We start from the raw sequence: 13,147 nt of genomic DNA, 5'->3' as shown, positions 1-13,147 counted from the left end.
CCGGGGAGCGGGGGGCCGCGGTGCCGGGTACCGTTCGGCCGAGGTCGCTTGCCACAGCCGTTACGCTGGAAGGCGTGGCAGTCGTCGATGTATCCGAAGAGCTGAAGTCCCTCTCCTCGACCATGGAGTCGATCGAGGCCGTCCTGGACCTCGACAGGATGAGGGCAGACATCGCCGTGCTCGAGGAGCAGGCGGCCGCGCCGTCCCTCTGGGACAACCCGGACGAGGCGCAGAAGATCACCAGCAAGCTCTCCCACCTCCAGGCCGAGGTCAGGAAGGCGGAGGCGCTGCGCGGACGGATCGACGACCTCGCGGTCCTCTTCGAGATGGCCGAGGAGGAGAACGACCCGGACACCCGCGCGGAGGCCGAGTCCGAGCTGGCCTCGGTGAAGAAGGCGCTGGACGAGATGGAGGTCCGTACCCTCCTGTCCGGCGAGTACGACTCCCGTGAGGCGCTCGTCAACATCCGCGCCGAGGCCGGCGGCGTCGACGCCGCCGACTTCGCCGAGAAGCTCCAGCGCATGTACCTGCGCTGGGCCGAGCAGCGCGGCTACAAGACGGAGCTGATCGAGACGTCGTACGCCGAAGAGGCCGGCATCAAGTCGACCACCTTCGCCGTCCAGGCGCCGTACGCCTACGGCACCCTCTCCGTCGAGCAGGGCACGCACCGCCTGGTGCGCATCTCGCCCTACGACAACCAGGGCCGCCGGCAGACCTCCTTCGCCGGTGTCGAGGTGCTCCCCGTCGTCGAGCAGTCCGACCACGTCGAGATCGACGAGTCGGAGCTGCGCATCGACGTCTACCGGTCCTCCGGCCCCGGCGGCCAGGGCGTGAACACGACCGACTCCGCGGTCCGCATCACCCACCTGCCCACCGGCATCGTGGTCTCCTGCCAGAACGAGCGGTCGCAGATCCAGAACAAGGCGACCGCGATGAACGTCCTCCAGGCCAAGCTGCTGGAGCGGCGCCGGCAGGAGGAGCAGGCCAAGATGGACGCCCTCAAGGGCGACGGCGGCAACTCCTGGGGCAACCAGATGCGTTCGTACGTGCTGCACCCGTACCAGATGGTCAAGGACCTGCGCACCGAGCACGAGGTGGGCAACCCGGAGGCCGTGTTCAACGGCGAGATCGACGGGTTCCTGGAGGCCGGGATTCGCTGGCGCAAGCAGCAGGAGAAGTAACTTTGTCGACATGACAACTGCCGTCCTTCGGGCGGCAGTTGTCTTATGTCTGGGTTTTACATCACACTCACAGGCTTCAACTCTCCGCAAAGGCCACCCCTCCGGACATTGCGCCCGCAACGCCCTTGACGTTGCTTTGACGAATGGGGAAGGGTGAGGCGCGGCATGCGTACTCGAGGGGCGCATGTGAACCGGGGGATCGAGTTGACGCGCTTCGTCACCAGCTGCCTCCGTCGATCACGGCACGCCCCATCGCGCCGCCTCATTGACGAACAGCTACTGGGGGTAGCAACCATATGACGAAGAAGACGCGGATCCGGGTCGCGCGGATAGCCGCCGGCGCCGTGATCGCGGCCGGTGCGTCACTGACCGCCGCCGGCGCGGCTTCCGCCCTGGACCTCGATGTCCAGGCGGGTCCGATCAGCCTCGGTGTGAGCGGTGTCGGCGCCGACGGTGGCAACACCGACGGCGGCGGCGACCCTTGCCCGATCGGCATCTGCACCGCGGGCGGCACTGACAGCTCGGGCGGCACCAACGGTGAGACCGGTACCAACGGTGAGACCGGTACCAACGGTGAGACCGGCACGAACGGTGAGACCGGCACCAACGGGGAAACCGGCACCAACGGGGAAACCGGCACGAACGGGGAAACCGGTACGAATGGTGAAACCGGTACGAACGGTGAGACCGGCAACAACGGCGGTACCGGTACGACCGGCACCACTGGTACGACCGGCACGACCGGCACGACCGGTACCACTGGCACCACTGGCACCACTGGCACCACGGGTGCGACCGGAACGACCGGCACCACCGGTACGACCGGCACCACGGGTACCACCGGCACCACGGGCAGCACCGGTACGACCGGCACCAGCGGCACCAGCACCTCCGGCTCCACCGACGGCGGCTCCGGCACCACCGGGAGCGGCACCTCGGGTTCCACCGACGGCGGCTCCGGCACCACCGGTGAGACCGGCGGCGGCAACAACACCTCCCCCGAGGGCGGCAACAACAGCGTCCCGCAGAACGAGGGCTCCTCGGCGCTGACCGCGACCGGCTCCGACGACTCGGTCCAGGGCGGCGGCGGCAAGCAGCTCGCCGAGACCGGTGCCGGCCAGACCGCGTTCCTGCTCGTCGGCGCCGCGACGATGATCGCCGGCGGCATCGGCTTCCGCGTTCTGCCGCGCCTGGTGACCGGCCGGGGCGGCGCCGCCGCCTGACCGTAGCCACACGGTCACGCACGGCACGCGCTGTACACGTAAGGGCCCGGAGCTTGGCGCTCCGGGCCCTTACGACGCTGTGTGCGGGCTCTTCCGCCCGGTCACGCGGTCTGGTGCGCCAGCAGCGCCACCGCGGCGATCAACACCGCCAGCAGCGCGATCAGCGCCATCGGGTTCAGCCCGTTCAGGCCTCCGAGGAAGCCCTCCTGCTGCAGTCGCTCGCGGTTGGCACGGCACACCGGGCACCGGCCCTCACTCACAGGCGACGCGCAATTCGCGCACACCAACCGGTCGTACGTCATGCGCTCGCCCTCCTTGCACCGGCCATCACATGTACAACGTTCGCCGGAACGAGAACGTTCCCCCCGCTCCCGTTCTCTCCTTCGTTTTCCTTCCACTGTGCCAGGTTCCGGCGGAGCGTGCGCGGGGCCCGGGAGAACGGGGCGCGGGAAGGGGCCGGTACAAAAACGTACAAGTCTTGCCCAACCTCAACCTGCGACTGCACTTGCACACCCGGTTCGCGTATGGTCACGCTCATCTACCCCCGGCGACCCGTGGTGCATCCGTGATCCGATTCGACAACGTCTCCAAGGTCTACCCCAAGCAGACCCGCCCCGCACTCAGGGATGTCTCCCTGGAGGTGGAGAAGGGCGAGTTCGTCTTCCTCGTGGGGTCCTCCGGCTCCGGAAAGTCCACCTTCCTGCGGCTCATCCTCCGCGAGGAGCGGTGCAGCCACGGCCAGGTGCACGTGCTGGGCAAGGACCTCGCACGGCTGTCCAACTGGAAGGTGCCGCAGATGCGCCGCCAGCTGGGCACCGTCTTCCAGGACTTCCGGCTGCTGCCGAACAAGACGGTCGCGGAGAACGTGGCCTTCGCCCAGGAGGTCATCGGCAAGTCCCGCGGCGAGATCCGCAAGTCCGTCCCGCAGGTGCTCGACCTCGTCGGGCTGGGCGGCAAGGAGGACCGCAGGCCCGGCGAGCTGTCCGGCGGTGAGCAGCAGCGCGTCGCCATCGCGCGCGCGTTCGTCAACCGCCCCAAGCTGCTCATCGCCGACGAGCCCACCGGCAACCTCGACCCGCAGACCTCCGTCGGCATCATGAAGTTGCTCGACCGCATCAACCGGACGGGCACCACCGTCATCATGGCGACGCACGACCAGAACATCGTGGACCAGATGCGCAAGCGCGTCATCGAGCTGGAGAAGGGCCGCCTCGTCCGCGACCAGGCCCGCGGCGTCTACGGCTACCAGCACTGACCGCAAGCACCCAGTTCCCGAAAGGCCTGAAGACCCCGCCATGCGCGCCCAGTTCGTCCTGTCGGAGATCGGTGTCGGTCTCCGCCGCAATCTGACGATGACCTTCGCCGTCATCGTCTCCGTCGCCCTGTCCCTGGCCCTGTTCGGCGGTTCGCTGCTGATGAGCGACCAGGTGAGCACCATGAAGGGCTACTGGTACGACAAGGTCAACGTCTCGATCTTCCTGTGCAACAAGCACGACGCGGAGAACGACGTGCACTGCGCCAAGGGCGCCGTCACCGAGGACCAGAAGAAGCAGATCCGCGCGGACCTGCTCGGGATGCCGGTCGTCGAGAAGGTGACCTACGAGTCGCAGAACGACGCGTACACGCACTACAAGGAGCAGTTCGGCAACTCCCCGCTGGCCGGCTCGCTGTCGCCGGACCAGATGCAGGAGTCGTACCGGATCAAGCTCAAGGACCCGCAGAAGTACCAGGTGATCGCGACCGCGTTCAACGGGCGCGACGGCGTGCAGTCGGTGCAGGACCAGAAGGGCATCCTGGACAACCTCTTCCAGCTGCTGAACCTGATGAACCGGGGCGCGCTCGGCGTGATGGCGATGATGCTGATCGTCGCCCTCCTGCTGATCGTCAACACCGTGCGCGTCTCGGCGTTCAGCCGACGGCGCGAAACCGGAATCATGCGCCTGGTCGGTGCCTCGGGCTTCTACATCCAGGCGCCGTTCATCGCCGAGGCCGCGGTCGCCGGACTCATCGGCGGCGGCCTCGCCTGCGTCGCCCTCGTCGTCGGCCGGTACTTCACCATCGACCACGGCATGGAGCTGTCCCACAAGCTCACGCTCATCAACTTCGTCGGCTGGGACGCGGTGTTGACCAAGCTGCCGCTGATCCTCGCCACCAGTGTGCTGATGCCCTCGCTCGCCGCGTTCTTCGCACTGCGCAAGTACCTGAAGGTGTGACGCATGCCAAGGGGGCCGTACGGGCCTTCGGCCGTACGGCCCCTTCGCGTTGCCCTAGACTCGCCGCCATGTCAGGCCGTGACCTGTTCTGTCAGCCCCGCCGCGTCCGCCGTGGGGCCGCCCTGACATTGGTCTTCGCCGGGGCGCTGGTCGCCGGCGTCGTCACCGGCTCCTTCCCGGAGCCGGACGGGCCCGCGCGCGGCACCGCCGTCGGTCCGTCGGGTACGGCCGCCCGGCACGAGGCCGTCGAGAAGGCCGCCGCCGAGGCGATGGCCGACGGCAAGTCCCCCATGGAGGCCGCCGAACGGGCCGTCAGCCGCAGCGGGGACCGGTGGGCCGCGGTCTACTCCGAGGGCGAGTACGAGGAGTTCCAGGACGCGCTCGACGGCCGCTACACCGGCGTCGGCCTGTGGGCGCGGCAGGAGGCGGACGGCCGGATCGTGGTGACCCGGGTGCAGCCCGGCTCGCCGGCCGCCGACGCCGGGATCCGCACCGGCGACCGGCTGCGCAGCGTCGACGGCCGCCGGGTCGACGGGCGGCCGGTCACCGAGGTGGTCGCCTTACTCCGCGGCGACGCCGAGGACGCCCCGGCCGGTACGACGGTCACCCTCGGCCTGGAGCGCGGCACGCGCGCGTGGACCGAGAAGCTGCACCGGGCCCGGCTGTCCACCGACTCCGTGACCGTGCGCCGGCTGCCCGACGGGGCCACCGTCCTCAGGATCGCGGCGTTCACCAAGGGCTCCGCCGACGCGGTCCGCGAGGCCCTGCGCACCGCACCGGACGACGGCCGGACCGTCCTCGACCTGCGCGGCAACTCCGGCGGCCTGGTCACCGAGGCGGTGGACACCGCCTCCGCGTTCCTGGACGGCGGCCTGGTCGCCACCTACGACGTCGACGGCGCCCAGCGCGCCCTGCACGCCGCCCCGGGCGGCGACACCACCCGGCCCCTGGTCGTCCTCGTCGACGGCGGCACCATGAGCGCGGCCGAGCTGCTCACCGGCGCCCTGCAGGACCGGGGCCGCGCGGTGGTGATCGGTTCGCGCACCTTCGGCAAGGGCTCCGTCCAGATGCCGACGAAGCTGCCCGACGGGTCGGTGGCCGAGCTGACCGTCGGCCACTACCGCACGCCTTCCGGGCACACGGTCGACGGCCGCGGCATCACCCCCGACCTGGAGGCGGGAGCGCACGCCCTGGAGCGGGCCGAGACGGTCCTCACCGGCCTGGGCGACCCGTCGTAGCCACGCCGCGCTGCCCCGCGTAATCGGCTGTACGCACACCCCCTGTGTGGTGCGAAAATGGGCGGCACTATGAGCAAGGGAATGTACGTACCGAAGGAGTCCCAGCCCAAGCAGGGCGGCGGGGCCGCCAAGGCCAGGGACGGCGAGAAGGGCGGCAAGCGCAAGATCGTCGCCCAGAACAAGAAGGCCCGGCACGACTACGCGATCATCGACACCTACGAGGCCGGGCTCGTGCTCATGGGCACGGAGGTCAAGTCGCTGCGCGAGGGACGGACCTCGCTGACCGACGGCTTCGTCCAGATCGACCGGGGCGAGGCGTGGCTGCACAACGCCCACATCCCCGAGTATCACCAGGGCAGCTGGACCAACCACTCCGCGCGCCGCAAGCGCAAGCTGCTCCTGCACCGCGAGGAGATCGACAAGCTGGAGTCGAAGTCCCAGGAGACGGGACACACGATCGTGCCCCTCGCCATCTACTTCAAGGACGGCCGGGCGAAGGCCGAGATCGCCCTCGCACGGGGCAAGAAGGAGTACGACAAGCGGCAGACGCTGCGGGAGAAGCAGGACCGGCGGGAGTCGGACCGGGCGATCGCGGCGGCGAAGCGCAGGCAGCGCGCCGTCTAGCGGGCCGGCCGCCGGGAATAGGCTGGCATCGTCGGGCGTTGGTCACGTACGATGGCAGTGCACTCCACAGAGGGTGCGAGCCTCCTCTACGGAGGGTTTGAAAAATCAACATGGGGATGATCGGTTTCGACAGCGGCTGTCGAAGCAGGGGAAGCGTGTCGAGGAAGCGGCAATGATCTCGTAAACCATATGTCGCAAAAAATAATCGCCAACACCAAGCGCGATTCCTTCGCCCTCGCTGCCTAAGTAGCGACTTGCGAAGTGTCAGCCCGGGGCTGTTCCCGACCCGGATCCTGGCATCAGCTAGGGAACTAAACCTCTAGACCCGGTCACGGGGTGTAGAGGGAAATCAAACAGTGACTGAGCCCGTCGGAGACTTGTCCGCGTGATCTCCGGGGCCGAGAAAATCGCAGCGGACTGCACACGGAGAAGCCCTGATTCCGCACCGTTGGACGCGGGTTCGATTCCCGCCATCTCCACGAGGCCCCTCCGGGGGTCGACCCCATGTGGGCAAGGCCCCGTCGCTTTCAGCGGCGGGGCCTTCGCCGTCGCCGGGTGCGCGCTCATCGCCGTCGCGGCCTGCCGGCGTGGATCAGCAGCGCCAGAGCGGCGGCCGCGGGCGGTACGGCGTACCCGGTGGTGGGGGAGAGGTGTTCCGCCGCCCACCCTCCTGCCGCCGAGCCGCACGCGATGCCCGTGAGCAGGCCCGTCACCATCAGACTCATGCCCTCGTTGAGGCGGTCGGCCGGGGTGCGCCGCTGCACCAGGGTCATCGCCGTGACCATCGTCGGCGCGGTCGCCATGCCGGCCCCCAGCAGCGCGACCGCCAGGGCCCAGAGGGAACCGGTGAGGCCCGCGGCCAGCCACGGCAGGGCCATCAGGACGGCCATCCCCGCCAGACAGTGCCCGAGCCGCACCCTCGCCGGCTTCAGCGCGCCGTAGGCCAGGCCCGCCGCGCACGACCCCGCCGCCTGGAGCGCGAGCACGGCACCGGCCGCCGCGCGATGGCCCTGCCCGTCGGCGTACGCGATCGTGACGACCTCCATCGAGCCGAACACCGCTCCGGTCGCGACGAAGCAGGCCAGCAGGGGCGGGATGCCCGGGCTGCGCAGCGGCGAGGGCGCCAGCGAACGGGCCGTCGGCGGCGGCTCGGTCGCCCGCTGGGCGGTGAACAGCAGCATGCCGGCGAGCAGCAGCGCCGCCGCCGTGAGCGTGCCCGCCTCCGGGAAGAACGTGCCGGTCAGGAAGGACGCCAGCACCGGTCCGAGCATGAAGCACAGCTCGTCCGCGGCCTGTTCGAACGCGTTCGCGGTGTGCAGCGCGCCGGGTTCGTCGCGCAGCAGGTGGGCCCAGCGGGCGCGGGACAGGCCGCCGATGTTGGGGGTGGCCGCGGTGCCGGCGTAGGCGGCGAACAGAGTCCAGTCGGGGGCGTCGTAGCGGACGCAGAGCAGCAGCGCGAGGCTGCCCAGCACGGCGACGACCGTGGCCGGCAGCGCGATGCGGGCCTGCCCGTGCCGGTCCACCAGCCGGGCGAGCCAGGGCCCGGCCACCCCGGTCGCCGCGAGCCCGGTCGCGGAGACGGCACCGGCGAGGGCGTACGAGCCGCGGGACCCGGCGATCATCACCACGGCGCTCACGCCGAACATGCCCACGGGCAGCCGGGCGAGCAGGTTGCCGGTGGTGAAGGCACGGGCGCCGGGGAGGGCGAACAGGCGGCGGTAACCGGTGGACTGCGGGGCTTTGCCGGATATCCGGCCGTCTTCGGTGGTCTGGTACGGCATGGCTCCACGGTCGCCCGGAGTGGATCACCGGGTCCAACACCTTCTGCGTACCGATTCACGCACCGACGTTGTAAGTTCGCCGCCATGTCCGCTCCCGCCCACATCGATCCCCGGCTGCTGCGCGCCTTCGTCGCCGTCGCCGAGGAACTGCACTTCACCCGGGCCGCGGCTCGCCTCTACGTCGCCCAGCAGGCGCTCAGCCGGGACGTACGGCGACTGGAGCGGGAGCTGGGTGCCGAACTGTTCGTCCGGACCACCCGGCAGGTCACGCTGACCCCCGACGGGGAGCGCCTGCTGCCCCACGCCCGCCGCGTCCTCGCCGCCCACGACGACCTGCTGGGCGCGTTCGCCGCCGGCCAGGCCCGCCCGCTGCTCGTCGACCTCAACACGCCGGGTCTGGTCACCGGCCGCCGGGTGCTGCACCGGGCCCGCGAACTCGCCCCCGACTGCGAGCTGATGGCCCGCTACGAGAGCGGTCTCACCGGAGCCGCCGCCGATCTGCTGGCCGGCCGCCTCGACGTCTCCTTCGGCCGGTTCGCCGGACTCGACCCGGCGCTCCGCTCCGGCCTGGCGCAGCAGCCGGTGCGGTACGAGCCGATGGCCGTCGTCCTGCCCGAGGACCACCCGCTGGCCGGGCCGGCCCCGGTGCCGCTGTCCGCGCTCGCCGGGGAGACGGTCTACGCCGGGGCCGGCAACCCGGGCACCCGGGAGTGGACCGACCTGGCCCAGCGCCTCTTCGCGGACCACGCCGTCCGGCTCGCCCCGCCCCTCCCGCTGGCCGTCGGGGACGAGGAGTTCGGCCGCATCATGGCGAAGACCCGGACGCCGGTGCTGGCCGTCGTGGACTTCCCGCCGCTGCCCGGCACGGTACGGCGCCCGCTCGTCGACCCCGTTCCGCTGTCGCCCGTCTCCCTGGTGTGGCGGAAGGGGCTGGTTCATCCCGGACTGACCGCACTGCGGACGGCGGTGGCCGAGATCGCTCGGGAGGAGGGATGGTTGCGGCGGCCTGCCGGTGGATGGATTCCGGCCATGGACGAGGAGGTGATGAACCCGGACGTGCGGGACGGGGCCGGTGTCCACCGGTGACGACCTGGCGAAGGGCACCCCCTCGCGTGCGCTACATTCATGGCCCTGGGCGTAGGTGGTAATGGGGATCGTGAGCGCGCCCGGGTCTGTCCCGTGGGGGGATGTAAGCGCGTGAAGAAGTGGCCGGAAGGCGCCCAACCAGAAGAGCGGGCAACGGCGTCGGCAGGGCTCGGTGAGCCGGTGGACGAGGGCGACGAGCAAATGAATCCGGACGCGACGGCGACCGCAACAAGAACCGAGGCTCCGGCCGAGCCGGCCGAGCCGGCGAAACCCGTCGCGCCTGCGGAGTCTGCGGAGCCCGCGCAGTCCGTCGAGCTTGTCGAGCCGGCGGAGCCGACCGAGCCCGCGGAGTCTGCCGAGCCCGCGCAGTCCGTCGAGTCTGCGGAGCCTGCACAGCCCGTCGAGTCCGTGGAGCCCGCCGAGTCCGCGAAGCCCGCGCAGTCCGTTGAGTCTGCGGAGCCCGCGCAGTCCGCCCAGCCCGCGCAGTCCGCCGAGCCTGTCCCCTCCGGCGCCCCTGAGCCTTCTGACTCCCCTGAGCCTTCTCACTCCGCTGGGCCCGCCGAGTCCGCTGATGCCCCCGAGCCCGGGCGCTCCGAGGCTTCCGCCGCTGGGGCTTCCGCGGAATCCCCCGTAGCCGCCGTCCCCGCCGTCCCCGGCGAGGCGGAACCTCTCTCCGAGCCCGGTGCCGGTGCGTCGGTTTCCGTCCCCGTCCCGGTCACCGGACCGGACGATGCGACCGTCCGGTTGGACGACGTACGGCTCGGCGCGCCGGGGGCGGTCGTGGGGGGTCCGCGTGGTTCCGACGGGCCGGTCTTCGTGGACGAGTCGGGCCGTCGCAGCCGCCGTTTCCGTCGGCTCGGGCAGGCCGTGGCCGTCGCCTGCGCGGGGTACGCCGCCGTCATCGTCGCCACCCTGCTGTCCGGGAACTCCGCCGCCCCCTGGCTGCCGGTGCCGGGCCAGCACGCGGACAGGCCGGCGAGCAAGGTGGACACCTCGCCGCTGCCCAGCGCCTCCACGACCCCGACGCCCCCCGGCACCGGCACGGTGACCGGGCCGGCCGTGGGCACCGTGGAGACCGGCACCGCCGTACCGGCCAGCGGATCGCCTGCCGCGGCCGACGTCTCCGCCGCGGGCGAGCCGTCGGCCGGCACCTCCTCCGCGCCCGGCACCACGGCGTCCCCGTCCCCGGCCGCGCCCTCCACCGCACAGACCCCGGCACCGTCCGCCTCGGCCACCGCGACCGCTCCCGCGCCCACGCCGACCCCGTCGGGCCGCACCCACACCCCGCCCGGCCGCACCCGGCACCCGCACCCCAAGCTCTCCCTCTGACCAGGCGGAACACCCTCAGATGGCTTCACACCCCCGGCGCCGCACCCGGCTGCCGCTGCGCTACCTGCTGCCCCTCCTGGTCCTGGGCGCGACCCTGGCGATGCTGATGCTGCGCGGCTACGTGCACAACGAGATCCTCGCCGACCACCGCATCCGGCCCGCCGCGGCGAACGACGAGGTGCCGCGGCGGATCCTGGACGGCGGCCCGGTCATCGACACCCGGCACGGCCGCAGCAGCAGCCTGCGCATCCCCGACCACCGCATCGTCCTCACCTTCGACGACGGCCCCGACCCGATCTGGACGCCGAAGGTGCTCGACGTGCTGAAGAAGCACCACGCGCACGCGGTCTTCTTCGTCACCGGCACCATGACCTCCCGCCACCCGGAGCTGGTCCGGCGCATGGTCGCCGAGGGCCACGAGGTCGGCCTGCACACCTTCGACCACCCCGACCTGTCGTACCACTCCACGCGGCGCATCGACTGGGAGCTGTCCCAGAACCAGCTGGCGCTCGCCGGAGCGGCCGGCATCCGCAGCTCGCTGTTCCGGCCGCCGTACTCCTCCTCCGCGAACGCCCTCGACAACCGGTCCTGGCCCGTCACCCGGTACATCGGCGGCCGCGGCTACCTCACCGTCGTGGACGACACCGACAGCGAGGACTGGCGCAAGCCGGGCGTCGCGCGGATCGTCCGCAACGCCACCCCGCACGGGGGCCGGGGCGCGGTCGTCCTCATGCACGACTCGGGCGGCGACCGGCACCAGACCGTGCAGGCGCTCGACACGCTCCTGCCCCGGCTGCAGCAGCAGGGCTACACCTTCCAGACCCTGACCGCAGCGCTGCGCGCGCCCAGCGCGGACACCCCCGTCGAGGGCCTCGACCTGTGGAAGGGCAAGGCGTGGGTCCTGCTGGTGAAGGGCGCCGACGACCTCACCGCCGTCCTCGTCGTGGGCCTCGCGGTCGTCGGCTGCCTCGTCCTCGCCCGCTTCGGCCTGATGCTGCTGCTGTCCGGCGCGCACGCCCGCCGCACCCGGCGCCCCGGCTTCCGCTGGGGCGACGGGCCGGTCACCGAGCCGGTGTCGGTGCTGGTGCCGGCGTACAACGAGGCCGAGTGCATCGAGAACACCGTCCGTTCACTGACCCGCGGCGAGCACCCCGTCGAGGTGCTCGTCATCGACGACGGCTCCAGCGACGGCACGGCGGATCTCGTCGAGGCGCTGGGCCTGCCCGGGGTCCGGGTGATCCGCCAGGCCAACGCGGGCAAGCCGGCCGCCCTCAACCGGGGCCTGGCGAACGCCCGGTACGACCTGGTCGTGATGATGGACGGCGACACCGTCTTCGAACCGGCCACCGTCCGCGAACTCGTCCAGCCGTTCGCCGACCCGCGCGTCGGCGCCGTCGCCGGCAACGCGAAGGTCGGCAACAAGAACCGGCTCATCGGCGCCTGGCAGCACATCGAGTACGTGATGGGCTTCAACCTCGACCGCCGGATGTACGACGTCCTGCGCTGCATGCCGACCATCCCGGGCGCGGTCGGGGCCTTCCGGAAGTCCGCCCTGCAGCGGGTCGGCGGCATGAGCGACGACACGCTCGCCGAGGACACCGACGTCACGATGGCCCTGCACCGCGACGGCTGGCGCGTGGTGTACGCCGAGAAGGCCCGCGCGTGGACGGAGGCGCCGGAGTCCGTCCAGCAGCTGTGGTCCCAGCGCTACCGCTGGTCGTACGGCACCATGCAGGCCCTCTGGAAGCACCGCCGGGCCGTGTTCGAGCGGGGCCCCTCGGGCCGCTTCGGCCGGGTCGGTCTGCCCCTGGTCGCCCTGTTCATGGTCGTCGCCCCGCTGCTGGCCCCGCTGATCGACCTGTTCCTCGTCTACGGCCTGGTGTTCGGCCCGACCGGGAGGACGATCGCGGCCTGGTTCGCCGTCCTCGCCGTGCAGGCGGCCTGCGCGGCCTACGCCTTCCGCCTCGACCGCGAACCTCTCACCCCGCTCCTGTCCCTCCCGCTCCAGCAGCTCCTCTACCGCCAGCTCATGTACGTCGTCCTGCTCCAGTCGTGGATCACCGCCCTGACCGGCGGCCGGTTGCGCTGGCAGAAGCTCCGCCGCACGGGCGCGGTGGCGGCACCACCGGCTCCTACTCCGGGTGGGCCACCGCTTCCTTCTGCAACTGCACCGCGGCCAGCAGACTGAGCCCCGGCTCGGCCTGCCGCAGCGCCTTGATGGCGGCGACGGAGGTGATGTCCCCGGTGAATCCGACGTCGGCCAGCCGGGCGCGGACCCAGTCGGCCCGAAGCCGCCCCTCGCTGGCGCCGGCGATCTCCCCGACGATGGCGACCGCCCGCTCCAGCCCGGCCCGCTCCTCCTCCGAGGCCCCGTCCAACGCCTCGCGCAGCGCCGCCGCGACGAGGTCGGAGTCCCGGATGACCAGTACGAGGTCCTGCCGCTTGGCGAATCCTGCGAATCCCTTCATGTGG

The 13,147-nt window shown here is 71.4% G+C and carries 12 protein-coding genes and 1 other RNA gene; 10 read left to right on the top strand and 3 right to left on the bottom strand.

Annotation, left to right across the window (positions count from 1 at the left end; translation table 11 throughout):
• The first annotated feature begins 74 nt into the window (after window positions 1–74).
• Both prfB and ABZ923_RS08430 read left to right on the top strand, forming a co-directional pair.
• Window positions 75–1,181, top strand: a complete 1,107-nt coding sequence (prfB, locus tag ABZ923_RS08435) for a peptide chain release factor 2 (RefSeq protein WP_361468414.1) — start codon at window positions 75–77, stop codon at window positions 1,179–1,181.
• Between the two features lie 296 nt (window positions 1,182–1,477).
• On the top strand, window positions 1,478–2,404 hold the full coding sequence (locus ABZ923_RS08430; RefSeq protein ID WP_361468411.1) for a hypothetical protein: 927 nt from the start codon (window positions 1,478–1,480) through the stop codon (window positions 2,402–2,404).
• 101 nt (window positions 2,405–2,505) lie between these two features.
• On the opposite strand, the gene ABZ923_RS08425 is transcribed toward ABZ923_RS08430, so the two are convergent.
• A complete protein-coding gene (locus tag ABZ923_RS08425; RefSeq protein WP_361468408.1) occupies window positions 2,506–2,706 on the bottom strand; it encodes a hypothetical protein in 201 nt (66 codons plus the stop codon).
• A 263-nt stretch (window positions 2,707–2,969) separates the two neighbouring features.
• On the opposite strand from ABZ923_RS08425, the gene ftsE reads away from it, so the two are divergent.
• The 5 genes from ftsE (at window position 2,970) to ssrA (ending at window position 6,961) form a co-directional block, all read left to right on the top strand.
• Entirely contained in the window at window positions 2,970–3,659 is a 690-nt protein-coding gene (gene ftsE / locus ABZ923_RS08420) for a cell division ATP-binding protein FtsE (RefSeq protein ID WP_030610589.1), read from the top strand.
• 40 nt (window positions 3,660–3,699) lie between these two features.
• Window positions 3,700–4,617: a permease-like cell division protein FtsX gene (gene ftsX, locus ABZ923_RS08415; protein ID WP_361468406.1), complete on the top strand. Its 918-nt coding sequence runs from the start codon at window positions 3,700–3,702 to the stop codon at window positions 4,615–4,617.
• A gap of 68 nt (window positions 4,618–4,685) precedes the next feature.
• Window positions 4,686–5,855 carry a S41 family peptidase gene (locus tag ABZ923_RS08410; protein ID WP_361468403.1) on the top strand — a complete coding sequence of 390 codons (1,170 nt, stop codon included), beginning with the start codon at window positions 4,686–4,688 and terminating at the stop codon, window positions 5,853–5,855.
• Window positions 5,856–5,936: 81 nt separating this feature from the next.
• Window positions 5,937–6,479 carry an SsrA-binding protein SmpB gene (gene smpB, locus ABZ923_RS08405; RefSeq protein ID WP_361468515.1) on the top strand — a complete coding sequence of 181 codons (543 nt, stop codon included), beginning with the start codon at window positions 5,937–5,939 and terminating at the stop codon, window positions 6,477–6,479.
• 112 nt (window positions 6,480–6,591) lie between these two features.
• Window positions 6,592–6,961, top strand: a transfer-messenger RNA (tmRNA) gene (gene ssrA, locus ABZ923_RS08400).
• Between the two features lie 81 nt (window positions 6,962–7,042).
• Here ssrA and ABZ923_RS08395 read toward each other — a convergent pair.
• Complete coding sequence (locus tag ABZ923_RS08395; RefSeq protein ID WP_361468401.1) at window positions 7,043–8,260, bottom strand: MFS transporter; 1,218 nt, start codon at window positions 8,258–8,260, stop codon at window positions 7,043–7,045.
• Window positions 8,261–8,344: 84 nt separating this feature from the next.
• Here ABZ923_RS08395 and ABZ923_RS08390 point away from each other — a divergent pair, with 84 nt between their 5' ends.
• From ABZ923_RS08390 to ABZ923_RS08380, 3 genes are all read left to right on the top strand, one after another.
• Window positions 8,345–9,346 (top strand): LysR family transcriptional regulator, encoded by a 1,002-nt coding sequence (locus ABZ923_RS08390; RefSeq protein ID WP_361468398.1) that lies wholly within the window; start codon window positions 8,345–8,347, stop codon window positions 9,344–9,346.
• Window positions 9,347–10,126: 780 nt separating this feature from the next.
• Window positions 10,127–10,675 carry a hypothetical protein gene (locus ABZ923_RS08385; RefSeq protein WP_361468396.1) on the top strand — a complete coding sequence of 183 codons (549 nt, stop codon included), beginning with the start codon at window positions 10,127–10,129 and terminating at the stop codon, window positions 10,673–10,675.
• 19 nt (window positions 10,676–10,694) lie between these two features.
• Window positions 10,695–12,863 carry a bifunctional polysaccharide deacetylase/glycosyltransferase family 2 protein gene (locus tag ABZ923_RS08380; RefSeq protein ID WP_361468393.1) on the top strand — a complete coding sequence of 723 codons (2,169 nt, stop codon included), beginning with the start codon at window positions 10,695–10,697 and terminating at the stop codon, window positions 12,861–12,863.
• On the opposite strand, the gene ABZ923_RS08375 is transcribed toward ABZ923_RS08380, so the two are convergent.
• Complete coding sequence (locus tag ABZ923_RS08375) at window positions 12,808–13,143, bottom strand: hypothetical protein (protein WP_361468390.1); 336 nt, start codon at window positions 13,141–13,143, stop codon at window positions 12,808–12,810. The two genes, ABZ923_RS08380 and ABZ923_RS08375, sit on opposite strands and share 56 nt — an antisense overlap.
• Window positions 13,144–13,147 lie beyond the last annotated feature (4 nt).

The organism is Streptomyces sp. NPDC046881 (assembly GCF_040645015.1).
Classification (GTDB): Bacteria; Actinomycetota; Actinomycetes; order Streptomycetales; family Streptomycetaceae; genus Streptomyces.
The sequence above is the reverse complement of the archived record's forward strand: the minus strand, read 5'-3'. Positions and strand labels throughout refer to the sequence as shown.

Excerpts from the sequence above, each read along its gene's own strand:
- ABZ923_RS08430 (WP_361468411.1), top strand. The coding sequence starts at position 1,478 with ATGACGAAGAAGACGCGGATCCGGGTCGCGCGGATAGCCGCCGGCGCC.
- ABZ923_RS08425 (WP_361468408.1), bottom strand. The coding sequence starts at position 2,706 with ATGACGTACGACCGGTTGGTGTGCGCGAATTGCGCGTCGCCTGTGAGT.
- ftsX (WP_361468406.1), top strand. The coding sequence starts at position 3,700 with ATGCGCGCCCAGTTCGTCCTGTCGGAGATCGGTGTCGGTCTCCGCCGC.
- ABZ923_RS08410 (WP_361468403.1), top strand. The coding sequence starts at position 4,686 with ATGTCAGGCCGTGACCTGTTCTGTCAGCCCCGCCGCGTCCGCCGTGGG.
- smpB (WP_361468515.1), top strand. The coding sequence starts at position 5,937 with ATGTACGTACCGAAGGAGTCCCAGCCCAAGCAGGGCGGCGGGGCCGCC.
- ABZ923_RS08395 (WP_361468401.1), bottom strand. The coding sequence starts at position 8,260 with ATGCCGTACCAGACCACCGAAGACGGCCGGATATCCGGCAAAGCCCCG.
- ABZ923_RS08390 (WP_361468398.1), top strand. The coding sequence starts at position 8,345 with ATGTCCGCTCCCGCCCACATCGATCCCCGGCTGCTGCGCGCCTTCGTC.
- ABZ923_RS08380 (WP_361468393.1), top strand. The coding sequence starts at position 10,695 with ATGGCTTCACACCCCCGGCGCCGCACCCGGCTGCCGCTGCGCTACCTG.
- ABZ923_RS08375 (WP_361468390.1), bottom strand. The coding sequence starts at position 13,143 with ATGAAGGGATTCGCAGGATTCGCCAAGCGGCAGGACCTCGTACTGGTC.